The organism is Pseudomonas sp. KB_12 (assembly GCF_052114545.1).
GTDB classification, from domain to species: domain Bacteria; phylum Pseudomonadota; class Gammaproteobacteria; order Pseudomonadales; family Pseudomonadaceae; genus Aquipseudomonas; species Aquipseudomonas brassicacearum.
Genome location: NZ_JBFREY010000002.1, coordinates 95,508 through 119,826 on the forward strand (window position 1 = coordinate 95,508; position 24,319 = coordinate 119,826).

Genomic DNA, 24,319 nt, shown 5'->3' on the forward strand with positions numbered 1-24,319 from the left:
GGTTTTATTTCAAATGATCAAATCTTTGCGTCCACTGCTTCTGGCCAGCCTTCTTCTTCCCCTGGCCCTCCCCGTCACCAGCCACGCCGCCACCATCAACACAGCCCTGTCGCCCAACGTGCAAAAGGCCCTCAAGGCCAGCAAGCTGCAGGACGACGCGCTGTCCCTGGTGATGGTGCCGCTCAACGGTCCCGGCACCCCGACCCTGTACAACGCCGACGTTTCGGTTAACCCCGCTTCCACCATGAAACTGGTGACCACCTACGCGGCCCTGGAGATGCTCGGCCCCAATCACCAGTGGAAAACCGAGTTCTACACCGACGGCACCCTCAGCGGCGGGATCCTCAACGGCAACCTGTACCTCAAGGGCGGCGGTGATCCCAAGCTGAACATGGAAAAACTCTGGCTGCTGATGCGCGACCTGCGGGCCAACGGCGTGCAGCAGGTCACCGGCGACCTGGTGCTGGACCGCGGCTTCTTCATCCAGCCGCAACTGCCCGAATTCAACGACGACGGCAACGACGAAAACAAACCGTTCCTGGTCAAGCCCGACTCGTTGCTGGTCAACCTCAAGGCCCTGCGCTTCGTCGCCCGCAATGACGGCGGCCGGGTGCTGGTGTCGGTGGAGCCACCGATTGCGAGTATTCGCATCGACAACCAGGTCAAGGCCGTCAACTCCAAGCAGTGCGCCGGTGGCGTGCGCTACAACCCGGTGGCCCAGACGGACGGCAGCGTGACGGTGACCGTCGGCGGCCAGCTCGGTGACGGTTGCAGCTCCCAGACCTACCTGTCGCTGCTGGACCATGCCACCTACACCGCAGGAGCGGTGCGGGCGATCTGGAAAGAGCTGGGCGGCAGCATCCAGGGCACGGACCGCCTGGCCGCGACCCCGAGCAACGCCAAGGTGCTGGCCCGGGCATTCTCCCCGGACCTGGCGGAGATCATCCGCGACATCAACAAATACAGTAACAACACCATGGCCCAGCAACTGTTCCTGAGCCTCGGCGCGCAGTTCCGCAACGAAGCCGACGGTGATGACGCCAAGGCCGCGCAACGGGTGGTGCGCCAGTGGTTGGCCAAGAAAGGCATCACCGCACCGCACCTTGTGATGGAGAACGGCTCCGGCCTGTCCCGCGCCGAACGGGTCAGCGCCCGGGAAATGGCGGCCATGCTGCAAGCCGCCTGGCGCAGCCCGTACTCGGCCGAGTTCATCAGCTCGATGCCGATTGCCGGCACCGACGGCACCATGCGCAAACGCCTGAAGACCACCGCCATGGCCGGCGAAGCCCACGTCAAGACCGGCACCCTGAACACCGTCCGCGCCATCGCCGGCTTCAGCCGTGACATCAATGGCAACACCTGGGTGGTGGTGGCGATTCTCAACGATCCGAAGCCTTGGGGCGCTTCGTCGGTGCTGGATCAGGTGCTGCTGGACCTGTACCGCCAGCCGAAACTGCCGCAGACGGCTTCGGTGCTCTGACACAGCACAAACCCAATGTGGGAGCGAGCCTGCTCGCGATTCGGTAGGTCAGCAGACATCGATGCTGAATGACATATCGCTATCGCGAGCAAGCTCGCTCCCACACTTGACCTGCCGCGGGCACAAAACTCGTGTGCGAAGCCGACCCAATGTGGGAGCGAGCTTGCTCGCGATAGCGATATGTCATTCAGTCTATTCATCAACTGAACCACCGATATCGCGATGATATGTGGCTAACCCAACTGCACCTCAACCCGATCCCGCCCGGCCTGCTTGGCCGCATACACGCCCGAGTCAGCCCTTAGCAGCAGCGCATCGGCGCCCTCCCCGGCGCGCCAGGTGGCGATACCGAAGCTGGCGGTGACAAACCCCACACCCTCGATGGGCGCCGCCCGCAAGCCTTCCCACAGCTCCAATGCCAAAGTGTAGGCATTTTCGCTGTCAGTGTCCGGGCACAGCACGACGAACTCTTCCCCACCCAGCCGGCAAAATACATCGGTGCGCCGCAACCGCTGGGCGACGCGCTGACAAACCGCCTGCAACACCCGGTCGCCCACTGCGTGGCCATGCTGGTCGTTGATGCGCTTGAAGTGGTCGATGTCGAGCATGATGACCGCCAGCCCCCCGGAACCACGCTCGACCCGGGCCATCTCCGAGGTCAGGCGATCCTGGAAATAGCGACGGTTGCGAATGCCGGTCAAGGCATCGGTCACGGACAACGCCCGCAGCTCTTCTTCCACGCGCTTGAGGTCGGAAATATCCGAGATATAGCCGTGCCACAACACCCCGCCGCCGGGCAGTTCCTCGGGCGTGGCCTCGCCGCGCACCCAGCGCAGGCCGCGCACGGGCAATTGCACCCGATACTCTTCCCGCCACGGGCTCAAGGTGCGGGCCGAAGTACGAACCGAAGCGCGGACACGCGGACTGTCCAGCGGATGAATACGCGAGAAAATCGCCTCGGCGTTCTGCACCAGCACATCGGGTTCCAGCTCATAGATGTCGCGAATGCCGTCACTGGCATAGATCACGCTGAAGCGCCCACTGAAATCCATTTTGAACTGGTAGATGCCCCCGGGCACATGGGCACTGAGCTTTTTCAGCAACAGGTCACGGGCGGCCAATGCTTCGTGGACGCGCTTGCGTTCGGTGATGTCGATGCAGATCGCCAGGTGCCCGACCCACAGCCCCTGGTCATCGAGCATCGGTGTGGCGAGCATGTTCACGGTCAGGTGGCTGCCATCGCGGCGCACCAGGGTCCACTCCCGCGCCTGTTGCCCGCCCTGCTCGCCGCCCTCGAGCAGCATCGCGTGGCACGTCGGAATCGGCTTGCCAAAGCGCGCGCCGAGCTGGGCGGCGCGGGCCTGGAGTTCGCGCGGTACATGCAGGCTTTCCAGGGTCATGCTCTGCAGGACCTCGTAGCTCGGGTAGCCGAGCATCTGTTCGGCACCGGCGTTGAAGGTGGTGATGACGCCGCGCAGGTCGGTGGCGATGATCGCGACCTGGGTCGCGGCATCCAGCACACCGCGCAACTGACCGTGGGTTCCGCGCAGCTCCTGCTCCCGGGCGCGCAGTTCACGGGTGCGTTGCTCTACCAGTTTCAAGGCCCGCTGCCGCTGGCTGACCAGCACGTAGAGCAAGGCGCTGAGCAGCAGGCTGAGCAAACCGCCGAGTATCTCCATGGTCGTGACCGAAGAATGATTGGTCGACAGAAACACCTGACTGGGCCGTAACTCCACCCGGTAGTCGCGATCGGCCAGGCGCAACAGGCGGGTCGCCGCCAAATCGCTCTGGCCAGGCGGGTTGCGGGACTCGAACAATGCCTCCTCGCCGTTTTTGGTAGACGGGTCCATGACCCGCATCGACAGATTGTCGTGACCGGACGCCGGCAGCCCCTCGCCCGCCAGTTGCCGCATGCTGATGACCGCCACCACATATCCGAGCGGTTCGCTGGCCGACGCCCTGATCACCGGCGCGACCAGCAGTAGCCCGCGGGAAAATGCCGGGTCGGCGCCCATCAAGTCCACGGGTTGCGAGGCCACCAACCCGCCGTGCTGGCGGGCCCGCTCGAGGGTGGCGCGGCGCACGGGCTCGGAAAGCAGGTCCAGGCCCAGCGGTGTCCCGTAGGACGCCTGGCTCTGGATGTAGAGCAGCGGTGCGTATTCGTCTCGTTCGGCGGCCGGTCGCAGGCCTCCGTGGCCGTCCGCCTCGCGGATCGTAAATTGAGTGGCCCCTTCTGCCTGCGCCCGCTGTTCGAACGCTTGCCGTTCGTCGCGCAGCACCCTGGGCACCCAAGCGAAGGCCCGGGTACGGCGCAACAGCGCGACGGCGTAGCCACGAAATTCGCTGTTGGAGACCCTTTCGGAGTTGGCAAAAAAGCGTCCGAGACTGCCGAGGATTTGCTCCTCGTCCTGGAACTGTTCCTCAATGCGGCTGAAACGCTCCTCGACATGCATCTCGAAACGCTGGCGCAGTTGTTGATTGACCAGGTTCATCATCGCCCAGGTCAGCACGCCAGTCAGGAAGGCACCGGCCAGCAGCACCAGCGAAGCCACCAGCCAGGCCGATACATCTTCGCTGATAAAGCCCAGGATCCTGGGGCGCACCTGATGCAATGCCATAAACACAACTCAGAGAGGAACCAGGCATAGGCGCTGCCCTGGACACAGCCTAAGTTATAGCTATTCGCCACCACTTTGACCAGTCCCCAAACGAGGCTAGAAGCCTTGAACTACAAGGCTTCGTGGATCCAATCAGCCCCGACTCAACGCGCCATGATCTTCCAGGCGCGGTGGATCTTGCCGTTGCGGGCAAAATCCGGATCGATCGTCTTGGCGGTGATTTCTTCCACCGCATAACGCTCGCCGAGGTTGTCCTCGAGCTGGAACTTGCGGAAGTTGTTGGAGAAATACAGCACACCGCCCGGCGCCAGGCGCGCCATGGCCAGGTCCAGCAACTGGACGTGGTCACGCTGCACATCGAACACGCCTTCCATGCGCTTGGAGTTGGAGAAGGTCGGCGGGTCGATGAAGATCAGGTCGTACTCGTCACGGCTGGCTTCCAGCCAGGCCATTACGTCGCCCTGCTCCAGGCGGTTCTTGTCGGAAAAACCATTGAGCGACAGGTTGCGCCGCGCCCAGTCCAGGTAGGTCTTGGACAAGTCGACGCTGGTGGTGCTGCGCGCCCCACCCTTGGCAGCGTGGACGCTGGCGGTCGCGGTGTAGCAGAACAGGTTGAGGAAACGCTTGCCGGCCGCCTCTTTCTGGATCCGCAGGCGCATCGGCCGATGGTCGAGAAACAGCCCGGTGTCCAGGTAGTCGGTGAGGTTGACCAGCAGCTTCACGCCACCTTCGTTGACCTCGGTGAACTTGCCCTGGGCGCTCTGGCGCTCGTACTGCTTGGTGCCACTCTGGCGCTCGCGGCGCTTGATCACCACGCGGCTCTTGTCCACGTTCAGCGCCTGGGGAATCGCCGCCAGGGCGTCGAACAGCCGGGCCGAGGCTTTTTCCGGGTCGATGGACTTCGGCGCGACGTATTCCTGGACGTGTACCCAGTCGTGGTACAGGTCGATGGCCATGGAGTATTCCGGCATGTCGGCATCGTAGACCCGGTAGCAGTCCACGCCTTCACGCTTGGCCCACTTACTCAGCAACTTGAGGTTCTTTTGCAGGCGATTGGCGAACATCTGCCCGCCTTCGCTCAACCGCGCCTGCTCGACCACAGGGGCCGGCGCCGGTGCTGGCTTGATCGGGTTGCCGTTCTTGTTGTACTGGCGCTCTTGCGGTACTTCCGGGGCCTGATCGTAGGCGGCCTGCTCACGCTCGGCCTGACGCTGTTCCGGGGTGCGACGTTCGCCAGTGACGAACTGGTCCGGCAACACCTTGATCAGCAGCAACTTGCACGGCAAGGCGCCGTTCCAGAACGAATACTGCTTGTGGCTGCGAATGCCCATGCGCTTGCCCAGGTCCGGCGCGCCGGTAAATACCGCCGCCTCCCAGTTCAGGCAAGCCTGGCGCAGACGCTCGCCGAGGTTCTGGTAGAGGTAAAGCAGGCTGGCTTCATCGCCCAGACGCTCGCCGTACGGCGGGTTGCAGATCACCAGGCCCTTCTGGTTCTGGTCTGGACGCGGCTCGAAGGTGGCGACTTCGCCCTGATAGATCTTGATCCACTCGCTCAGGCCGGCACGTTCGACGTTGTTACGGCCTGGTTGGATCAGCCGTGGGTCGGCTTCGTAGCCGCGAATCCACAACGGTGGCTTGGCCAGGCCGGCAGCGGCGCGCTCGGTGGCTTCTTCGTGGAGTTTCTTCCACAACGCCGGCACGTGGCCAAGCCAGGCGGTGAAGCCCCACTGCTGGCGACGCAGGTTCGGCGCCATGTCGGCGGCAATCATGCCGGCTTCAACCAGGAACGTGCCGACACCGCACATCGGGTCGGCCAGTGCCCCGCCTTCAGCGGCGATGCGCGGCCAACCGGCGCGGATCAGGATCGCGGCGGCGAGGTTTTCCTTCAGCGGCGCGGCACCTTGCTGCAGGCGATAACCGCGCTGGTGCAGGCTGTGGCCGGAGAGGTCGAGGGAGAGGATCGCTTCGCCGCGGTCCAGGCGCAGGTGGATGCGCAGGTCCGGGTTGAGCTTGTCGATGGACGGTCGCTCGCCCGACGGCGTGCGCAGCTTGTCGACGATGGCGTCCTTGACCTTCAAGGCGCCGAAATGGGTGTTGTCGATGCCCGAGCCGTGGCCACTGAACTCTACCGCCAGGGTGCCATCGGCCAGCATGTGGTCTTGCCAGTCAACATCCAGCACGCCGTGGTAGAGGTCTTCGGCGTCCTTCATCGGGAAGCGCTTGAGCACCAGCAACACGCGGTTGGCCAGGCGCGACCACAGGCACAGGCGATACGCCGTTTCCATGTCGGCCATGCCGCGCACGGCCGAGGTGTGCTCGCGCGCCTCTTCAAGGCCAAGCCCGACGGCTTCCTCGATGAGCAGGCCTTCGAGGCCCTTGGGGCAAGTGAGGAAGAGTTCGAAACGATCGGACATGGGATTTCCAGAGCCTTTGGCTAAGTGGACCGGGCAACGCATTGCCGGGCCGGGTTCAATCAGGTGCTTTTCTCAAGAGCACCCGCGTGGCACGAAAGTGTGCCGTGCCGCCCTCGCCGCTCAGGTTAAAAGAGCTTAGATGCGAAGGCAGAAAAAAAATTCTGTGCAACAAATTGTGAAAACTCGACCCTTTCGTCGAATAGTACCCGAGTGCAACGGGAGGACATTCTCATCCGAGCCAGGCCTACCCCTTTCGGCGCAGGGCCGATCATACAGGGGTCTTGCTCAAAAGCGGTCAACGAACATCAAGTTACTTATCGCCCTAACATCTTTATTGTTACGTGCTTATGACAAAACGATCATTCCATCCATGTGACGCTTTGGTTAGAACTCAACACAGGTTGACGTCGCAACGGCGTCAACACCTCGGCTCGTCACGCCGGCAACGAGCCACCAACGGCAGAATGATTCTGCCCCGGCCTCGATAGAGGTCGACGCTAAGTAACAGTCAACAAGTGAGGGCAACACCCTATGAGAAGACTTAAGCGTGATCCGTTGGAAAGAGCATTTTTACGTGGTTACCAATATGGCGTTGGTGGTAAATCCCGTGAGCTTTGCCCCTTTACTCTACCGTCGGTACGTCAAGCCTGGATCAATGGCTGGCGAGAAGGACGCGGCGACAACTGGGACGGTATGACCGGCACTGCGGGTATCCACAGACTCAACGAACTTCACGCCGTCGGCTGACACAGGGCTTAATACTCAAGAACTCGACAATCTGACATCCATATCGATTTAACCACGCACGTCCCATCCGGACGGCGGGCTACGGCCCAGGGGGCTCCTTCGAGGAGCCCTTTTTAATGCCTGGGTTTCATGAACTTGGGCTGCAAACACTGTTGTGGCGACACCCTGTGGGAGCAAGGCTTGCCCGCGATGAAGACGACGCGGTCTACCTGGAACCGAGGCGCCTGCATCGCGAGCAAGCTTTGCTCCCACAACTTGCTCGCATCAATAGATGCCGACCGTTCCTGAATCAACCCAACGCCGCAATCGCATCCACCGATTCACGAATCAACGCCGGCCCCTTGTAGATAAAGCCCGAATAAATCTGCACCAAGCTCGCCCCTGCGGTGATCTTCTCGGCGGCGTGGTGGCCTTCGGTAATCCCGCCCGCGGCGATGATCGGCAAGCGCCCCGCCAATTCAGCGGCCAGCACCTTCACGGTGTGGGTGCTCTTGTCACGCACGGGCGCGCCAGACAAACCGCCCGCCTCGTCACCGTGTTCCAGCCCTTCGACACCTTCGCGCCCCAGGGTCGTGTTGGTGGCGATTACCGCGTCCATGCCCGTCTCGATCAGGGCCTGGGCCACCTGGGTGGTCTCTTCGTCGGTCATGTCCGGGGCGATCTTGATTGCCAGCGGCACGTGCCGGCCGTGAATCAACGCCAGTTCCGCACGACGCCGGGCCAGGTCGGCCAGCAGTTGCTTGAGCGAATCACCGAATTGCAGGCTACGCAGCCCCGGGGTGTTGGGGGAGCTGACGTTGACGGTCACATAGCTGGCGTGGGCGTAGACCTTGTCCAGGCAGATCAGGTAGTCGTCAACGGCGCGTTCCACCGGCGTATCGAAATTCTTGCCGATGTTGATGCCCAGCACGCCCTTGTATTTGGCCGCGGCCACACGGGCCAGCAGATGATCGACGCCCAGGTTGTTGAACCCCATGCGATTGATGATCGCCTCGGCTTGCGGCAGGCGGAAAAGCCGTGGCTTGGGGTTGCCCGGCTGCGGTCGGGGGGTGACGGTGCCGATTTCCACGAAACCGAAACCCAACTGGGCGAACCCGTCGATGGCCGCGCCATTCTTGTCCAGGCCCGCCGCCAACCCGACCGGGTTGGGGAACTCCAGGCCCATGACCGTCACCGGCAATTTCGCCGGGGCCTTGCACAGCAACCCATTGAGGCCCAAACGTCCGCCCGCACCGATCAGGTCCAGGGACAAGTCGTGGGAGGTTTCCGGGGAAAGTTTGAACAGCAGCTCACGGGCCAGGGTGTACATGGGTGGGTTTGACTCGTTCGAAGAAATGAGGCGCGGATTATAGCGGGGTGGAGGGATGGGAGCGAGCAACCGATGGTTGTCGGCTCCTCGGTTTCAGTCAAGGAAGGGGCGTATCCAGGGCATAAGTGTTGCGAGTGTCTTTTGAGGTGCCATAGCTGAGAAAGACGTAAAGAAGCATCATCGTCGCAGCAAGACAACAGTTGACAATATGGCCTTGGTTATCGTCGCTGATCTCGGTTCCACTTAGCCATAACGCTACTGCGCCTCCGACCAGGTTGACAGCGTGACCAAACGAGAGACGTAGCCCCCCAAGGGTCGCCGCATCCGCCAAATGGGTTCCAGTGGGCAGCCGGAGGCCAGCGCGCACCTTCAATTTGATTTGTTGCAAAGACTCTGGATCAGAAAATACCGAGTCCAGTCCTCGCGAGGGGGATAGCAAACTTCTGGAGAAAATCGAGAAGGCCTTATCGCCTATCATTGCGAAACCGTTCAGCCCAGCCTGAATAGCATCCGCCCCGAAATCGTAACTCACCTGCGCGGCCGCCCTGGCAGGACCGCTCAACGGCATAAGGCTAACCACTTCCCTCAACGCACCGAAGACCACTCCATGAAACGCAGCTGTAGCCACGTTTGACTTCAAATTCGGAAGTCCTGCGTTGTCAACTTTCAAATGACTGACGAGTTCAGCCGCAGCCCTGGCCCCGTTATAGGCAAGGCCGCCGACTGAGGGGAGAAGCTTCGAGGCCGTGCCCGTCACACCTGCCGCGATCGTACTTCCCATCACCGCGCTTGCCATGCAGAGACACGACACTATCGAAAGCGCGGTCGGTCGCTCCCCAGTTGCGTACCACTCGCCGATTTTTCCCGCCAACATTAGCGCAGGGCCCGTCATCGCCAGCGCAACAGCCGCCCACGCCTGAGAGGCCTCAGGTGTATCACCTTCGCCAATAGCATCCACAACCAGAGAGGCAATGTACTCGCGCAAAAGGGTAGCCAGCACAATGATTGTCCCTGTGTGCATGGCGATATTCAGCGCATTGAGCCCTGGCCCCTTGGCGGCTTCGAGTAATCCCAACCCTGCCTCAAGCACAGCCTTCAGTCGACCCTCTCGGGTTTCGGTGCCTGTGGCTCCTACATTTAAGGTGGCAAAAATCCCGTTTTTTTCATCTCCTTCGGGTATGTCACCGTTGTAGACGTATCGCTCAATTTGCACCACCGCATCCATGTCCGACTCCCCCAAGCCAGTCTTTAATTCCCCAACGTATGGATTTGTCGCGCGGTCCATAAGCTCGAAACCGGCTGTAATTTCTCGATTTGTTCCTAGCGACTTCACGCTAAAATCCCCAATCTCCAACTTCGAAGCATCAAGTGGACTGATCGTAGATTCTAAGGATGAAACGCTGCCGGACGCCGTGGAAGCTATTGAAGGGGTAAATGAAGTATCAACTCGCATATGTGTTTCTCCTTGTTATTTTTATAAGCGTTATTCTTAAGCGTCTCTCACCACTCACTCTTCTCCCAAGCCTCATCCCCCATCGGCTGGAACACCTCCCGCATAAAACCCTTGACGAAAACATCCATCGCAAATGCCAACCCATTGGCACCGCTGACCTCTTTATAAAGCTGCGACTTTTCCAACCCCTCGTTCTTCAATCGCACCAAAACCTGCAGCGTGATCGCCATCAACGCCCGGGCGGTGGGGTACGCAGCCGTTTCACCATCCGGTCCCCGCAGTGTGCGGAGAAACTCATGAATCGCCTTCTCCCCCTGACCTTCCATGGCCAGCAGCAATTGGTACAAGTGCTCGAACTCAGGGTCCGGGCGTTTGCTGTCAGGTGCTTGCTCGCGGGCCGCCAGGAGCCGCGATTCCAGGGTCTGGACCGACTCATTCGCGTCGTGATCGAGCAGACTGGAAACCGTCATGGATTCAATCTTCATGGCGAACCTCGGCAGTGTCGGTTGGCGCGAAACCGGTGAAGCTTGCGCACACGTCCGCCAGCGCCTGTCTTGAGGCCTGATCCAACAAGCGCACCGTCTCCGGCAGGTTGGCGAGGCTCGCCAGTAACCGGGGCACCAGCCGTTCCCGGGTCGCCTCGACATCGAACTCCAGCAGTTGATCCGCCAGGCGCAGCACATAGCGGTCTTGCGGGTGATATTCCAGGATCAGCTCGCCGTTCCATCGCCTGCCCACGCTCTCACACAGCGCTTGGCCACGTGGACGGCAATGCATTGGCAACAACAGGTGCAGGACCGCGCCCGAGTCGCCCGCCTGCCCGGCCAGCCAACGTTCCAGCATTTCATCCAGCCACTCGGGGCGACTCAAGGCTTGCCCGAGCAGATCACCAGCGGCCCGGGCCAGATCGCTACGCAATTGCAGCCCCAGGCTTTGCGATTTCAGCAGGCCTTCAGCCAGATGCTCGCTCGCACGCAGGACGCCTTCGGCATAGCCCTGCTGGAACGCCTGTGCATGCACCGCCTCGACATCACGGTGCGCTTGCTCGAGACACTCCCGCGCGCGGCGTTGGGCCTCCAGCTGTAAGCGCTGGCGACGGCGCGCGGAGGCGATGTCTTCGCAGGCCAGGCGCACGTCTTCGCACGCGGGCAGGTCAGTCAGGGGTCGGATGGAGTCGAGCATGCTGCACCGCTAAGAAGAAAAGAATGGGATCAGGTTTCGCGACTGGCCATTGCCGATGCAGGCGAACGACCGGCTCGGGGAACTGCAGGTCCAGGCGTTCGAGCAAAAGACGAGGCACGTGCTCTCGCCAACTCCACAACGCATTGAGGCCGGCCGCTTCGACCTGCGCCGTCGAAACCGGCGCGCACTCGATCGGCAGGCCGCCTCTCGGGCCCAGATTGAAGCTGGCGAACCGGCGAACCGCCCCCGGCAGGCGCAGCAGTGCGGCGCCGCGCGTCAGGTCGGGCATCAAGCGATAGGCACCCATCAGCAAGGCGATATAGGGCAATTGTCGCCAATGGCGAACCCATTGCTTCGCCACACCCGTCAGCGGCGTCGAAGGCCACGGTCCTTGCAGTCCCAACCCTTCGAGCACGATCCGGTTGAGCAACGTGCGTGCCTCGACGCCTTCGAATCCCGACGGTACAACCAGACGCTGGGGGTGCAGATACGCCAAAGGCTCGGCGAGGATCTGTTCCAGGCACTCAAGCTCCGACATCACGCCGCCCTGCGCTGGACTGGCGATAGGCCCAAGTGCCGCCACCGGCCAACAGCACCGCACTGATCGCCGCCAACCACCACGGCCACGGCGAATGCCCCCGCGTCACAGCCACCGACGGCGCCACATGCTGGGTCGCCGAGCGTTTGGACAGCACCACCGAGACGTTCTCGTACTCCACCGCCGCAAAACTGTTCTTGAGAAAACGCTTGATGTCGGTGATCAACAATTGCGGTTCGACATCGCGCTCATGCAGCACCACCGCCGCGAGATGAATAGGCGGCGACTTGCGCCCGCCCTCGCCGGCATCCAGGTCGTAACTGACATGGACTCGCGCCGACACCACGCCTTCGAGCACACTCAGCGACTGTTCGATGCGCTGTTCCAGCGCTGAATACAAGCGGGCCTTTTCCGCACGGGGCGAGGCCACCAGGGAATCGGACGGAAACATCTCGGCCACTTGCAGGCGTGGCCGGGAAGGCAGCGAATAGAGATTGAGCAGATCGACGGCAGCGGAAAAGTCGAGGGCGTCGATTTTCACCGCATACCCGGTTTTACCGGTGTCGACCTTCACCGCCGCGATATTGTTGCGTTGCAGCACCGACAGCACTTCATTGGCCTGCTGCTGATCCAGCCCTTCCAGCAGGTTCGGCTGGCGGCACCCCACTAGCGCGAGGCACAACAACAGCAGAAGCACGCCCGGTTTCATGATGCACGCAACAGGGTTTCTGCCGTGCCCACGGCTTTGCGCACCAGCACGTTGAGCAAGTTGATATCCACGTTGTACTGCCCTGTCAGCTCCTGCAACTGGGCCAATACTTCAGGGTCGGTGATATCCGGGCGCTGCAACAACTGATTGATCGACGAAACGTCTTGCGCGCTGTCGACGGCGGAACCGGCAAACGCTTCGATCAAGCGCGACTCCAGGGAAACGACCGGGCCTTCCTGCGGGCCACGCAACTCAACGAAGGCGGACCGGGCGATAAGCGACGGGGCAAGATTCTGGATAGACATACGATGCACTCATGAAATGGCCATCGTCACGAGCAATGGCCAGTCGAAAGGGAAAGCGTCAGCGGGCCGCCTGGATGATCGCCATGTCGATATCCTTGAAGCCCTTGATCGTGTTGGTCTGGGCGTTGCGGAACACCGTGTAGGAGGAAAATGCGGTCTGGTAGGCCGCTAGCTTTCCAGGGTCCGAGGCATCGAGCTTGAGGTCCTCCAGCGCTTGATCCAGTGCATCTTTAAGGCCTTGGGCGCCACGCTCGAACGCTGCGGCTTGCTCGCCAAGAAAGTCATCAGGAAACACGGGGAACATGATCGGAATACCAGGCATGGGTCACCTATTCTGGTTGTTTGGAAAATGCCAGGACGAAGGGCTCGTCTTGACGTAGCCCTGGGGGCCGGTTTGAAACGACGTGCCCTTGAGCGCGTCGTCCTTGAGCTCGACAGTGAAATGCACGTAGCGATCCCCCCACTGCCGGTAGAAATCGTCGACGTACTGGCGCGCGGCGGCCAGGTCGGCATCCTGCAGGTTGCCCTCGATGGCGAACGAGAGCCCATCTGCGTGTTCGACCCGGCTGAAGGTCAATGCCAGGCGTTGCAAACCGCCCTGCGCAAGGTCCGCGAGCAGCGCGTCATCCTGCATCTGCAGCACGACATCGCGGGCATACGGCGCCGCCGCGAGCACGGTATCGAGCAGCTTGGCCTCCTTGTCGGGCGTGAGCAGGTTGCGTTGTGCGCTGAGCAACAGCCGCGGCACCGACGGATCCTTGAGGTCCAGGAAGTGCCACGCCAGTTGCGGATCATGGTCGACCAGCAGTTGCTCCAGCCGGCGACGCTCCTGGTCCAGCATCAGTACCTCGCTGTTCAGGCGGGCGTGGCGCGTCAGCACCTGCCGGCTCCAACCGGCATCGCGCTCGGAAGACACGAAGACATAAACCGCCTCATCACGACCGCGCAGCACCTGGACCGGCGCACTGGCGCCGGCGATCAACGCACGAATATCGGTTTCAGGCGACGGCCCCGGCATCGACCAGAGGCTGACCACGGTGACCAACGCAACCAACACCAGAGCACCGGCAATCCCGCGGGGCCAATGGGCACGCCATCCGCTGAACACGGCGGCATTGCACGGGCTATCTGCCGGACCAAGACACTCGGGCGCCCAGGACTGATCTGCTGGACGCAAGGCCACTTGCAACCCGCCGAGTTGCATACGGGCCTGGAAGACGCAGCGACGTACTTCGATCGAATCACCGAGCAAGCGCACCGGCACACCGTCCGACGTGGCCTGGTCGGCCAGTACCTCGAAATTGCAGCCACCCTCCTCCAGGGGAACGAAGATCGCATCCGCCGGAACACTGGCAGCACGAGCGCCATCCCCCAACACCTCCACGGCCCCGACGACGAACAGGGTCGTGCCCTCGCCAAGCGGGAATTCACAGCCCTGCAACGGACCGTTGAGGATCCGCAGGATGCAGGGCTGTAGCGTGGGGGCCGTAGGGACTGTCACCGTCCAAACTCCAGGAAGGTCGAATGAGCAGGTAGGTTAGGAAAGGCGTTCGCAGGATTCCTGATCCGATTCTGCCGATTGCGTGCTGCAAAGGATCAGAATCCTGCGCGGGGCCCGTTCGTGACGCCGTCAGTCCCCGGCCTGGGTGATCACTTGGTAACGTTGCCAGACTTTGCGCGCATAACGCAGCCGCGCCGCTTGGCGATCCGGGGCATTGCCCGCGTTGTAGGCGCCGACCGCCGTCCAGTTGTAACCGTAACGGGCGATAAACCCGGCCAGCACCGAGGCACCGACCACTACCGACAGGCAAGGCTCATCCAGCAGGCGTTGCTCGGTGATGCCCTGGGCACTCAAGCGCGATAGATGAATGCTGTTGATCTGCATCAGCCCGATATCGCGAGTGCCGTTGCGGTTGTGATTGATGGCGTCAGAGCGCAGGCCTGATTCGACATCGGCAATCGCTTGCAGCAATTCGGGTTCGATGGCGTGCATCTGTCCCGCCTTGCTCCAACACCAGGCCTGTGCCTGGGGCGTGCCAAACCCCAGGCCAAGACACACCGGCACGCATAACCAGGTTTTCCGGCGCCGCTTCATGCCAGGCGCCTCTCGCCGATCCACGTCAGCTGTTCGTGAATGCGCACCCGCAGGATCTGCGCCCGGACACAGTCCGGATCATGCGCCAGGCACTGGTCGACCATCTGCGCCGCTTGCTCGTTGCGCCGCCAGAACCAGTGATGCCAGGCGTGAAAGTACAGCACGTCCGCCTGATCGGCCGACAACAGGCAGCGCCGGAACAACACCTGGGCCGCCTGTTCGCAACCGCGCAAACTGGTGAGCAACGCCAGGCGCGTCAACGCCGGAATGCTGCCGGGGTCCAGCATCAACGCACTGGACACCGCCGCATGCGCCTCTTCGATGGCGCGCTCCGTGTCACCCAGGCCCATCATCACCCGCCCCAGCCACACATCCGCCAAGCCACACCAGGGCGGTGCGTACCCGGCGTCGAGCTTCACGCACTGCCTGAACAGCACGAGGGCATCGCCGAGGCTTTGCACCGTGTGCTGCTGCACGCTGCACAACCCGTTGAGATACGCCACCGCCGCCGAATAGGACCCGCAGCGATCACCGACCGGACGCAACCCGGGTACACACTGGGCCACCAGGCTGGTCAACACGCCAAGCGCCTCCCCAAGATCACAGGCATCCAGCGTCTGCCCATGCAGCAGAGACTGATCGCAGCCACGAATCAACTCGACCGACCAGTGTTGCAACCCACCCGCACCGATAAAACGACCGTTCAAGCAATAATCCGCCGGCAACCGCCCGGCCAACGCCCGCACATCGTCCGATACACCGCTGGCCGCGATCAGCCCCGAGGGAATGACATGCAACGCCTCACCGAACGCCGTGGTCAGTTGGCGAATCATCAGGTCCTGCAGATCCAGCGCCGCGATCTCGTCCAGATTGCGCAAAGGCAACACCGCCAACGACGGCGCCACCGCCCTCGCCTGGCTCGGCACATCGAGCTCGACCACGGAACCGGTGAACCGATAACCCTGGCCGTAAACCGTCGCAATGTAACCCTTGTGCTCCTTGAACAACTTGCGCAAGGCATAGATACAACGGGTCAACGACTCCTCCGCCGCATCCATCCGGGGCCAGACTTGGTCCAGCAGATAATCCTTACTCACGACCGTGCCCGCCGATTTCAACAACAGGCGCAGCACGTGCAATTCTTTGGGTGGAACATGAACTCCTTGTCCATCTCGCATCAGCGTTCCATCGCTTTGCAATAGCCAGTGGTCAAAAACGAATGACTTGGCTGGGGTTTGATCAGTTGCACTGTCCATACGTTGAGACTTCTCTATAGAAAGTTACTGAAGCGCGATTGAGCCTGTGGCGGGCACAGGCTCGGGATGGCGAGCTGCGTGACTATAGGAAGATGTGTGGGGGGATTCCGTAGGGCGCTAGGTCTTATTGATGTAGGAAATCACGACATTGACCGTAGGCAGTCAGAACTTCCGGAAGCGCCGAGTTTCAGAGATAGGAAGAATCTGTGGTTTTTTCCCTGCGTCACGTCAGATAGGGAGCCTGAGCTCGCTATAGTCAGCAGGCATTGGCGCTTTACTTTCAGGCATGCCCTTAATCTTGTGCAATTCATCTTTTGTCGGCAATATGAAATTTCCACCATTTCGGGACAATATCAACCCTTCGATATCTCCACCCTGTTTTAAATGCTGAATGACCTCGTCAATGCTAAATGCGCGTGACTCATTCAAGGGATGATCTCCTTTATTCACCCAAATATGAAGGTGCAAGGTAGCGGTTGAAGGGGCGACCGGAAAATGGAAAAATAAATTAATTTTGTCTTTTTCAGCATCCACTCCGTAGGCATCAACTAAATGCTGAAGGCTGTCCATCTTTAGTTTCTCCAGCATCCTGACATCGCTCTGTTCTAAATCTAATATAGAGGTTAACGATTTCACGCCCGACGCAAATTCAGCGCATTTTTGATTTACCTCCTCCTCTTGATTAGCCGATGCTTTTCCTGTTGGAAGATCGCCATTAATCTCTTGAATCAAACCATGCGGCATCGCAGGGTGAATAGCCCAGGCCGTTAGCTGGATGCCTTCTCGCCCGCAGACCAAATCGGTAATTTCCCCAACAGTGTAAATTTGTGACATGTAGGGGATATTCGGATAAACTAGGAATCCATTGCCCGCCCCCAGTGGAGTAGAGTAATAGAAGATATCTGGATTTTTTTTATATACGTCGTTATATACTTCATCGCTTGGCTCCCGACTGCTACCGCGTAACAGCTCGACCAGAAATCGAGGAGCATTTTCATTTTTGTATACGCCTTGGAGCTGCGTCAAATTTTCTGCTGCAAGTGTCACTTTAACCAGATCATTAGTTTGATATTTCTGCAAAGTTCTCGGACTTACCCACCTAAAACAACCATAAGTATCTTCATGCACTTTGGATACATAAGCGCCAGGAATAAAATCGGCCTTTCCTGATTCGTCTCGCTTGATCAACACGTTATATCCACCTTGGTTTAGCCGACTAAAAATACTCCGATCAACATCTACACCATAAATATTCAAGGCTCTGCAAACCACATCGTTTTTGCATATACCCAACTTGTTCGGAGAATTACGCACTGTCTTTACGTGCAGGGTTTGAGATGAGAGGTTCGGATCCGTGGATATAGTAGCAGCAGAGCTCTGCAACAGGCTTATCAAGGTCACTAATTAACTCCATATCGCCGCCTCGACACAACAGCGAACTCAATAGCTAATATTTATCGTAGCTACAACTAGCAAGACGACGAAACACTTCAATCACAATGAAAAATTCAGAATATTGGGATGTATACCTTTAAATGGAATACCACTAATATCCTTAATAGAATCCGAGACAGGTAAAGGGTAGACCCCCTCATTTCGATCAAGAACAAGATCACCAATCTCTTTTCCAGACTTGAGGTGCATAATAATCGTGTCGAGATCGAAAGACCTAGGCTCGTTCAGCGGATGATCGCCTTTGTTAACCCACGTGTGTAGGTGAAGCGTGGCAGTTTTTTCTGCAACAGGAAAATGAAAGAACATTCTGATATTATCAGAGTCACCTACGGAATAGACATCCCGAAGATGCCGCAATATTCCTTGCCGCAATTTTTCGAGTTGCTGAACATGTTCTATCTTCAAACTTAAAATACTGGTCAATGAGTCAAGCTGCATTTTTTCATTGATTGTCTTTTGTGGTATTTTCTCGCTTACCTCAACTCTCATGGACCCGGACTGATGATGCCGCGCCTCCAGAAACGAAGATTGTATACCCGGGTGAATCGCGTAGGTGCACAAGATAATACCGGCCTTGCTATTCTTAAGTGTTTCAGGGGTATTGACATAGGCATTTAAAACTTGCTCATCGCAGTATGGCGAGTTGGGCATAATGAGATAACCATGCTGTTTGCTGTCGGCCGGCGAGACAAACGCAGCCAAACTGCTATTTCGACGATAAAGATGGGAATCCAGACAGTCTTCTTCATTGATTATTTTGATGAGAAAATCGGGCAAGGGGGTCTCCGAATAAATATGATCAAGCTGTACCAATTGATTTTTGTTTGTAAAGCAGATAACAGCCACATCTTTAGTTTGATATTTCATTAAACCTTTTGGATTTATCCAGCTAAAATCACCGTAGCTCTCACCCTGTCGAGACACATAGGCACCTTGGGTTAAATCAGGGATGCCTGAGCGATCTTTTTTAACCAAAACATGCTCAGGATTGAGCTGACTCAAAGTTTTTCGATTATCATCTATGCCATAGGCGTCCAGCACCCTGCGTATCAGCGGATTTGTAGTGTTTCGTACTGCCTGCACACCTAGAGTCTGATGAAACTGCTCAGTCGGCGCAATACGGGTAGAACTATCCAATGCGTGGATCAGCGTCACGAGGTATATCCTTGTAATTTAATTTATAACTGTTTTTTTGTACTGGATATTTTTTGGAAAACAACAACATCAGCAAGAACACTGACTAACTAGCACCTTCACATCATCCTGCGACATATGCTTGGCATAAACATCAATATCGTTAATATTGACACCTTCTGCCGACAATCGAATTAAAATATTTCTGAGCTGCGGTAGTAACGGTGCATAGTGGCCGGAATCCAGATGAAATGATTTCATTCTTCCCTGTTCTATACGAATCATACCGGCTGCTAAAACTGGTTGCCCTGCCGTTGTGGAAGTATGTTGCCATTTCCCTTTTTCATAAGGATGGACAAATATATTTCCGCCGCGATGGACTACGATAGCCGCGTGTCCCTCCATCCCCGGCTTGCCTGTTAGATGCGTCGTGTCTAACAATTCACCTCCTATTTTCCATTCGCCTTGCGAGATGGTTACCTGATAATCAACGGCCTTCTCAACGGATACATAATTTATACCGCTAACATTCTGAGACAGCGGGTGTTTAGGCCCCTCCTTGAGTTGATTAACTTTAACATCAGGATGTTGATCAATCCATTGAAATAGGCCGGCCTTGCTACTAGTGTCTTCTTTCCATGCACTTAATGCGCCGGACTGCCCATCGAGACCATTCAGCGAAATACGGTCCCGATGCTTTGGATCTTTAATTTCGAGCCAATATTTGGGATCAACACCCGTTTCCCCATAATTCTTTCTTGGCATTAGCTGCAGTATGAATTGTGCTGTTTCCTTGAAACGCATCACACTCGGGGTATTTTTTACCATAACAACAGGCAGAGCTAGTTCATCGTGCCATTCTGCTTGGCGCATGGAAACTTGAGCTATGCCACTAACGTTTATTTCTGGCATTAACTACTCTCTTTTCATCAATAGTAGGCAAAAATTTAGAAAATCTAACTATTTTTTCTTTCACTTCGCTTTTGAGCTTTAAAAGTATTTACTCATCGCAAACTAAATCTTTATACTCTTGACTGACGATTTACCTGTAATTTCCACGATTCAAAAGAGCCCCAATTACAAACGCACCTGTCCCGCACTCAATATTTTTCGAACCATCCATAGGTTAGATAGTACGAATGATGTTGTCTGCTGAGCGCTCCCCTTCGTCTTGCTCCGAAAAAGTGATTTCGCATAGCTAAATTGGCCTCTTTTTTTTGCAAAACCAGCCTCCCTCATCAGAAACACATGCTCCTACATTCTCAGCGTTTTCCCGCTACAGACTGAGCATCCAACTACAATATCCTGAACCGTCTTCCACTCGCCCACCATTTCCCCAGACAGTTCAATACCAAGCATCTCATTCAACGCCATGACAACCTCAACAAACCCTAATGAGTCAACATATAAATCCTCAACCAACCGCAAACCAAGCTCAATCTTCTTACAATCACTCGAAAAAGCAACCGACAACATTTTTATAATCTGCTTTTCAATATCAAACACACTTGCATCACCCAGCATCCACCCCCCCAAGAAAAAATAATCAATATTGGCAAATATGAACCCATACAAAACATCGTGAGCAATTAGCCGACTTTCTGACATCATTCAAAAATTCAACATCGCCCTCAACATATCCGCAAACTGATTCAAATGCGCCGACAACGTTTTATTAAAATTGTCATGATAAGCGTTGGCATTCGAATACTTCTGCACAAACGACTGCAGCATGTTTTTCATGCGTTCCTCCTGGGCGTTGAAGCCGGTTTGCCAGGCGTTGAATTTGGCGGTATCCCAGGTCACCGTGCCGCCGCCCGACGGTAGACTACTTTTCATCGTTGTCAGTGGCCCGGTGTCGATGACGACACACCAAGGACCGTTCGGGGCGGGATTCTGCTTGAGGCAACTTGCAGGTAGGCCGAGTGCCTTGAGCCAGTTTTCTGCCTCTTCCTTAGTGGCGCCTGTTTCAGGTGGTTTGGGAAAGAGGATGGCAGCGGAGTTGGGTAGGGAATATTTTGCGATCAGTCTATCCAATGCATTGCGCAACGCGCCCACATTCAACGTGACCTCCTTGCCGTCGTTCGCCCCTTCGATCCAGTCCTTCATCATCGCGGTGATTTCGCTGTTGAAGTCGGAAAAGAAGTCCGAATAAGCCGCAATGATGTGCTCGTAGCCGGCGAGGTAACCGTTCTTGATCAGGTCGATCAGTTCGAGCAGTTTTTCAAAGAAGTCATTCGATGAGTTGATCGTCGCATCCAAAGCCTCCGTGATCTCACGGGGCTTGTTCTCTTCCAGATGTTCCTGGAGGGCGCGAAGGATCTTGCTTTGTTCGTCATTGAGCTGCTGGCGCTGGCTTTCATCCAAGAGCCCTGTTTTCTGGCTGTGGGTCATCACGGCACCGCACTGGCGCACCTGCACTGCCCACATTTGCGCTCGGTCACGCTTGGAGTGGATCTGTTCGACGAACTCCGCGACGAGGTGTTGTGCTGTGGTCTCGGCGGCCGTGCCTTCCAGAGGCTTGGCGATGATTGACGGGCACTTGAGCAAATGGCCCAGGCTGCGATTCATTGCGTTCATGGACCTTTCGAGCAAATGCACCGGAGGACTGACCGTTTGGATCTCGACAGGTACCTCCGCAGGCGGCGCGGTATCCGTGACGGCCTTCAGGTTCGGCAACAATGGGACTGGCGAATGAAGGGTTTGGGTGATTTCCATAGATCTGTTCCTCTTATCCCCTCAGGGCACCGATAACTTCGCTACGCGATTGAAAAAGCTGCATCACCATGTCCATCAGTTTCTGCAACAACGCCGCCTCGGCCGCGTCTTTCTGGCCGACCTCATCGCTCAGGCTCTTCTGGCTGTTCTGCGCGCTTTGCATCAACACTTCTTTTTCACGGGCGGCGTGCTCGTTCATGCGCACGATGTTCGCCACCACCTGGCTCATGCTCATCGACATGGCATTGAGCGCGCGGCCGATTTCCAGTTTCTTTTCGATACCCTTGCTGCCCATCTGGCTCAGCCAATCGGAGGTTTGACCGACCTTCTGGGCCTTGAGGATTTCCCCGTCGAACCAGGCCTGCTCCTGGTTCGTCAGTGTCGAGCCCTTGGGTTTGAAGTCGACGGTGGTCGGCCGGGCAAAATCATCGAGGGTCTTGATCTTGTAAGTGGTGTCCGGGCTCCACTCATTGCGATTGCGCTCCAGCTTGAGGTCGCGTTCGAGATTGCCCGCGTCCATGGCGTTGCGGCGATGCAGGTCGATGTCCGCATGCTTCATCGCCTGGCCCTGGAAGGTCTTGACCATGGCGAACCCGGCGATGGCGCCGGACACCACCGCGGCGGTAATGGCGCTGTTCAGCGCCGCCTTGCCGGACTCGATAATGGCCGCGCCTTGGGACTTCGCCGCGTCGGCGGCCATGACGCTGAAGTGGCCGCGCAGTTGCGCATTGGCGACTCGTGCGATGTTCAGGGCGATGATCGCGGCCACCAGTACGTTGGCGTGTTTCTCCCAGGCGCCCGGGTCGAAAACCAGATCGTTGCGCACATCATCGCCGACCATGGACTTGGCTTCAGAGAAGTCCTCCCGATCCGCTTCGGTGGGCTGATAGGCATTGATCCGGCTTTCCAGCTCCGCAGCAGAAGGGGCCGCGAAGGGGCCGTTCTGGAGTATCTGCTTTGCAGCGATCTGGTCGAGGATCGACGCCCCCTCAAGAGACTTGCGCTTTGAAAATTGCTCTTGGGCAATCAACTCGCCCAGCCCGGCGTCATTGATCCGGTCATGGTCAATGACAGGGGATGCGATTGTGGTTGGAACGTGAATAGTGGTCATCGTGGATACCTGTTGTCCGTGATTTCAAACATGCCGAACCATTTGCAGGCTGACGGAATGGCTGCGTTGCATATCGGCAAACACATGCTCTATTTGCCGGGTTCGCTCCTGCATCGCCTGTCCATAGTTCTCGACCACCTGGGTCAGGTAGGCGCTGATTTCCTCACTGATGGCCATGCGTACCCGCACATCGGCCAGATGCACGGCGGCCTGGGCCTGGTGCTGGCCGCTCTTGATTTGCAGCCCACCCTGCACCGCCACGTTGCCGAACTCGGTAACGGCCTGGGCGATCTCCAGGTTGGCGGCGTAACGCGCCAGCAATACCGGATCAGCACCATTGGTGATGAACCCGCGCAACTGGGTGAGCATCTGGGTCAAGGTGTTGCCGACCGAGGTTGCCACTTGCCTCATCGCTTGCATCGCGGCAGGCGTGGCCTGAGCGACCACCGAGGCCAGTTTCGAAGCGATGGCACTGACCATCGGCCCGATGACCTGCACCCCGACCACGGCCACCAACGCGACAGCCGCCAAGGTAGAAGCGATGCCCTGGATCATGCCGGCGATCTGCGCGATTTTCTTGGCCGTGTCTTCATCAACGCCCAGGCCGATCAGCAACTTGGTGTAGATCTCGGTGAACAGCTTGATGGCTTCTTGCATGACAATGGTCAGCGGCTTCATGGCTTCAGCCATGAACGACACGCCGGTTTTGTCCTGGATCACCGAGTCGGCAATCATCACGGCCGCGCCGACCACGCCCACGGCGATGAGCACCGGGTTGGCGGTCAGGACCCCGGCGGCGATGGTTGCGACCGTCAGGATCGCCCCGACGATCTTGCCGATGCAGCCCATGGTTTTTTGCAAGGCCTCGGCCTTGCGCACTTCCTCCAGGTATTTTTCCGACTCACGCTCCATGTGTGCCTGGAGCCTGGCCTGCAACTCCTGGAACAGCTCCTGGTTGAGCTCTTCCTTGTTCTGCGCCGACTCGCCAAGCAGTTCGATGATTTTCAAGCGGTTCAACAACGCCAGCGCACTGCTGCTGAGGGCCTTTTCATCGGTTGGCTTGGGGGTCGAGCTGTTCACGCTGGATGAGACCACTTTCGCGAATACCGTGCCCACAGCCTTGGCGCAGGCGGTGGCGACCTCGATCAGCTTCAGATGCGCATCGGTCGCCACATTGAAGGCTTGGGTATGGTTCGCCACTTCGCCTTTTAGCTGGTCGCGACGGGCCAGCTCCTGTGCATATTCGGGCGATTCAGGGTCCAGTTGCGCCAGCCGCGCCTCGCTTTCATCCAGCAGTCCCTGGAAGTGCAAGACCCGATCGCGCAGTTGTTCGAGGTGTTCCTGGCTGCTGCCGACATTGCCCTCGGCGGCCTCCATCGCCTGGACGGCAGCGGTGTATTCAGCCGAGAGGTTTTCATGGGCCTGTTGCTTGGCGCCAGCCATGCTCTGCAGCATCGCCAGGCGATTTTTCAGTTTCTTGACGTCGACCTCGCCGATCAGCTCGCTGATCATCGCCATCAATAACGTGAACAGATCGCCGCTGGTTTCCTGTTTATTGCCATCGGCCCGCGGTGCTGGCGGGTGCAATGCGGGCCGGCCGGTACTGGCGGTGGACGGGCCGTCGTGACCTTCGTATTTCACCGACATCAGGTCCGCCAGCGCTTTCTGGCCGGCCTCCTGAAAATCCGCGGTCCTGGCGGCCTTGCTGGCCGCTGCGCCGTATTTTTCAAAGGCCTCGCTGCGGCTCATCGCGCCGTGAAGCGCCGGGTTGAAAGCAGTCCTTATTTCACTCATG

22 protein-coding genes are annotated in these 24,319 nt (G+C 58.2%); 2 read left to right on the plus strand and 20 right to left on the minus strand.

Annotation, left to right across the window (positions count from 1 at the left end; translation table 11 throughout):
- Positions 1-13: 13 nt before the first annotated feature.
- A complete protein-coding gene (dacB, locus tag AB4Z20_RS01575) occupies positions 14-1,480 on the plus strand; it encodes a D-alanyl-D-alanine carboxypeptidase/D-alanyl-D-alanine endopeptidase (protein WP_214508874.1) in 1,467 nt (488 codons plus the stop codon).
- A gap of 233 nt (positions 1,481-1,713) precedes the next feature.
- Here dacB and AB4Z20_RS01580 read toward each other — a convergent pair whose 3' ends face one another.
- Both AB4Z20_RS01580 and rlmKL read right to left on the minus strand, forming a co-directional pair.
- The gene (locus tag AB4Z20_RS01580; protein ID WP_442089186.1) at positions 1,714-4,098 is read right to left on the minus strand and encodes a sensor domain-containing diguanylate cyclase; all 2,385 of its coding nucleotides are present in this window, start codon (positions 4,096-4,098) and stop codon (positions 1,714-1,716) included.
- 143 nt (positions 4,099-4,241) lie between these two features.
- On the minus strand, positions 4,242-6,512 hold the full coding sequence (gene rlmKL, locus AB4Z20_RS01585; protein WP_018608655.1) for a bifunctional 23S rRNA (guanine(2069)-N(7))-methyltransferase RlmK/23S rRNA (guanine(2445)-N(2))-methyltransferase RlmL: 2,271 nt from the start codon (positions 6,510-6,512) through the stop codon (positions 4,242-4,244).
- Between the two features lie 531 nt (positions 6,513-7,043).
- Between rlmKL and rmf the strand changes: the two genes are divergently transcribed.
- Positions 7,044-7,259 carry a ribosome modulation factor gene (gene rmf, locus AB4Z20_RS01590; RefSeq protein ID WP_003223300.1) on the plus strand — a complete coding sequence of 72 codons (216 nt, stop codon included), beginning with the start codon at positions 7,044-7,046 and terminating at the stop codon, positions 7,257-7,259.
- Positions 7,260-7,548: 289 nt separating this feature from the next.
- On the opposite strand, the gene AB4Z20_RS01595 is transcribed toward rmf, so the two are convergent.
- The 18 genes from AB4Z20_RS01595 to sctE form a co-directional block, all read right to left on the minus strand.
- Positions 7,549-8,568, minus strand: coding sequence for a quinone-dependent dihydroorotate dehydrogenase (locus tag AB4Z20_RS01595; protein WP_253472803.1), 1,020 nt, complete (start codon positions 8,566-8,568; stop codon positions 7,549-7,551).
- A 97-nt stretch (positions 8,569-8,665) separates the two neighbouring features.
- The gene (locus tag AB4Z20_RS01600; RefSeq protein WP_442089187.1) at positions 8,666-10,021 is read right to left on the minus strand and encodes a hypothetical protein; all 1,356 of its coding nucleotides are present in this window, start codon (positions 10,019-10,021) and stop codon (positions 8,666-8,668) included.
- A 47-nt stretch (positions 10,022-10,068) separates the two neighbouring features.
- A complete protein-coding gene (locus AB4Z20_RS01605; RefSeq protein ID WP_258690679.1) occupies positions 10,069-10,506 on the minus strand; it encodes a hypothetical protein in 438 nt (145 codons plus the stop codon).
- Positions 10,496-11,203 carry an oxygen-regulated invasion protein OrgB gene (locus AB4Z20_RS01610; protein ID WP_442089188.1) on the minus strand — a complete coding sequence of 236 codons (708 nt, stop codon included), beginning with the start codon at positions 11,201-11,203 and terminating at the stop codon, positions 10,496-10,498. Before AB4Z20_RS01610 ends, AB4Z20_RS01605 begins: the two co-directional genes overlap by 11 nt.
- Entirely contained in the window at positions 11,175-11,741 is a 567-nt protein-coding gene (locus tag AB4Z20_RS01615; protein ID WP_442089189.1) for a secretion system protein, read from the minus strand. The genes AB4Z20_RS01610 and AB4Z20_RS01615 overlap by 29 nt, the downstream gene beginning before the upstream one ends.
- Positions 11,728-12,450 carry an EscJ/YscJ/HrcJ family type III secretion inner membrane ring protein gene (locus AB4Z20_RS01620; protein WP_442089190.1) on the minus strand — a complete coding sequence of 241 codons (723 nt, stop codon included), beginning with the start codon at positions 12,448-12,450 and terminating at the stop codon, positions 11,728-11,730. The genes AB4Z20_RS01615 and AB4Z20_RS01620 overlap by 14 nt, the downstream gene beginning before the upstream one ends.
- Positions 12,447-12,755, minus strand: coding sequence for a type III secretion system inner rod subunit SctI (sctI, locus tag AB4Z20_RS01625; protein ID WP_258690675.1), 309 nt, complete (start codon positions 12,753-12,755; stop codon positions 12,447-12,449). The genes AB4Z20_RS01620 and sctI overlap by 4 nt, the downstream gene beginning before the upstream one ends.
- A 58-nt stretch (positions 12,756-12,813) precedes the next feature.
- Positions 12,814-13,077, minus strand: a complete 264-nt coding sequence (sctF, locus tag AB4Z20_RS01630) for a type III secretion system needle filament subunit SctF (protein WP_258690674.1) — start codon at positions 13,075-13,077, stop codon at positions 12,814-12,816.
- Between the two features lie 3 nt (positions 13,078-13,080).
- Positions 13,081-14,256, minus strand: coding sequence for a PrgH/EprH family type III secretion apparatus protein (locus tag AB4Z20_RS01635; protein WP_442089191.1), 1,176 nt, complete (start codon positions 14,254-14,256; stop codon positions 13,081-13,083).
- A 129-nt stretch (positions 14,257-14,385) separates the two neighbouring features.
- Entirely contained in the window at positions 14,386-14,850 is a 465-nt protein-coding gene (locus tag AB4Z20_RS01640; RefSeq protein WP_442089192.1) for a transglycosylase SLT domain-containing protein, read from the minus strand.
- Positions 14,847-16,106 (minus strand): winged helix-turn-helix domain-containing protein, encoded by a 1,260-nt coding sequence (locus tag AB4Z20_RS01645; protein ID WP_442089193.1) that lies wholly within the window; start codon positions 16,104-16,106, stop codon positions 14,847-14,849. Before AB4Z20_RS01645 ends, AB4Z20_RS01640 begins: the two co-directional genes overlap by 4 nt.
- Before the next feature lie 228 nt (positions 16,107-16,334).
- A complete protein-coding gene (locus AB4Z20_RS01650) occupies positions 16,335-17,507 on the minus strand; it encodes a hypothetical protein (RefSeq protein ID WP_442089194.1) in 1,173 nt (390 codons plus the stop codon).
- Positions 17,508-17,600: 93 nt separating this feature from the next.
- Positions 17,601-18,716 (minus strand): hypothetical protein, encoded by a 1,116-nt coding sequence (locus AB4Z20_RS01655; RefSeq protein WP_442089195.1) that lies wholly within the window; start codon positions 18,714-18,716, stop codon positions 17,601-17,603.
- Positions 18,717-18,785: 69 nt separating this feature from the next.
- Complete coding sequence (locus AB4Z20_RS01660; RefSeq protein WP_442089196.1) at positions 18,786-19,607, minus strand: hypothetical protein; 822 nt, start codon at positions 19,605-19,607, stop codon at positions 18,786-18,788.
- A 342-nt stretch (positions 19,608-19,949) separates the two neighbouring features.
- Positions 19,950-20,306 carry an acyl carrier protein gene (locus AB4Z20_RS01665; protein WP_442089197.1) on the minus strand — a complete coding sequence of 119 codons (357 nt, stop codon included), beginning with the start codon at positions 20,304-20,306 and terminating at the stop codon, positions 19,950-19,952.
- Positions 20,307-21,413 carry an IpaD/SipD/SspD family type III secretion system needle tip protein gene (locus AB4Z20_RS01670; protein WP_442089198.1) on the minus strand — a complete coding sequence of 369 codons (1,107 nt, stop codon included), beginning with the start codon at positions 21,411-21,413 and terminating at the stop codon, positions 20,307-20,309.
- Between the two features lie 13 nt (positions 21,414-21,426).
- On the minus strand, positions 21,427-22,524 hold the full coding sequence (locus tag AB4Z20_RS01675; RefSeq protein WP_258690667.1) for a cell invasion protein: 1,098 nt from the start codon (positions 22,522-22,524) through the stop codon (positions 21,427-21,429).
- Between the two features lie 24 nt (positions 22,525-22,548).
- Positions 22,549-24,318, minus strand: a complete 1,770-nt coding sequence (gene sctE, locus AB4Z20_RS01680) for a type III secretion system translocon subunit SctE (protein ID WP_442089199.1) — start codon at positions 24,316-24,318, stop codon at positions 22,549-22,551.
- Position 24,319 lies beyond the last annotated feature (1 nt).

Bases quoted from the DNA above. Each gene is read 5' to 3' on its own strand.
- dacB (WP_214508874.1), top strand. From the start codon at position 14: ATGATCAAATCTTTGCGTCCACTGCTTCTGGCCAGCCTTCTTCTTCCC.
- AB4Z20_RS01580 (WP_442089186.1), bottom strand. From the start codon at position 4,098: ATGGCATTGCATCAGGTGCGCCCCAGGATCCTGGGCTTTATCAGCGAA.
- rlmKL (WP_018608655.1), bottom strand. From the start codon at position 6,512: ATGTCCGATCGTTTCGAACTCTTCCTCACTTGCCCCAAGGGCCTCGAA.
- rmf (WP_003223300.1), top strand. From the start codon at position 7,044: ATGAGAAGACTTAAGCGTGATCCGTTGGAAAGAGCATTTTTACGTGGT.
- AB4Z20_RS01595 (WP_253472803.1), bottom strand. From the start codon at position 8,568: ATGTACACCCTGGCCCGTGAGCTGCTGTTCAAACTTTCCCCGGAAACC.
- AB4Z20_RS01600 (WP_442089187.1), bottom strand. From the start codon at position 10,021: ATGCGAGTTGATACTTCATTTACCCCTTCAATAGCTTCCACGGCGTCC.
- AB4Z20_RS01605 (WP_258690679.1), bottom strand. From the start codon at position 10,506: ATGAAGATTGAATCCATGACGGTTTCCAGTCTGCTCGATCACGACGCG.
- AB4Z20_RS01610 (WP_442089188.1), bottom strand. From the start codon at position 11,203: ATGCTCGACTCCATCCGACCCCTGACTGACCTGCCCGCGTGCGAAGAC.
- AB4Z20_RS01615 (WP_442089189.1), bottom strand. From the start codon at position 11,741: ATGTCGGAGCTTGAGTGCCTGGAACAGATCCTCGCCGAGCCTTTGGCG.
- AB4Z20_RS01620 (WP_442089190.1), bottom strand. From the start codon at position 12,450: ATGAAACCGGGCGTGCTTCTGCTGTTGTTGTGCCTCGCGCTAGTGGGG.
- sctI (WP_258690675.1), bottom strand. From the start codon at position 12,755: ATGTCTATCCAGAATCTTGCCCCGTCGCTTATCGCCCGGTCCGCCTTC.
- sctF (WP_258690674.1), bottom strand. From the start codon at position 13,077: ATGCCTGGTATTCCGATCATGTTCCCCGTGTTTCCTGATGACTTTCTT.
- AB4Z20_RS01640 (WP_442089192.1), bottom strand. From the start codon at position 14,850: ATGAAGCGGCGCCGGAAAACCTGGTTATGCGTGCCGGTGTGTCTTGGC.
- AB4Z20_RS01645 (WP_442089193.1), bottom strand. From the start codon at position 16,106: ATGGACAGTGCAACTGATCAAACCCCAGCCAAGTCATTCGTTTTTGAC.
- AB4Z20_RS01660 (WP_442089196.1), bottom strand. From the start codon at position 19,607: ATGCCAGAAATAAACGTTAGTGGCATAGCTCAAGTTTCCATGCGCCAA.
- AB4Z20_RS01665 (WP_442089197.1), bottom strand. From the start codon at position 20,306: ATGATGTCAGAAAGTCGGCTAATTGCTCACGATGTTTTGTATGGGTTC.
- AB4Z20_RS01670 (WP_442089198.1), bottom strand. From the start codon at position 21,413: ATGGAAATCACCCAAACCCTTCATTCGCCAGTCCCATTGTTGCCGAAC.
- AB4Z20_RS01675 (WP_258690667.1), bottom strand. From the start codon at position 22,524: ATGACCACTATTCACGTTCCAACCACAATCGCATCCCCTGTCATTGAC.
- sctE (WP_442089199.1), bottom strand. From the start codon at position 24,318: ATGAGTGAAATAAGGACTGCTTTCAACCCGGCGCTTCACGGCGCGATG.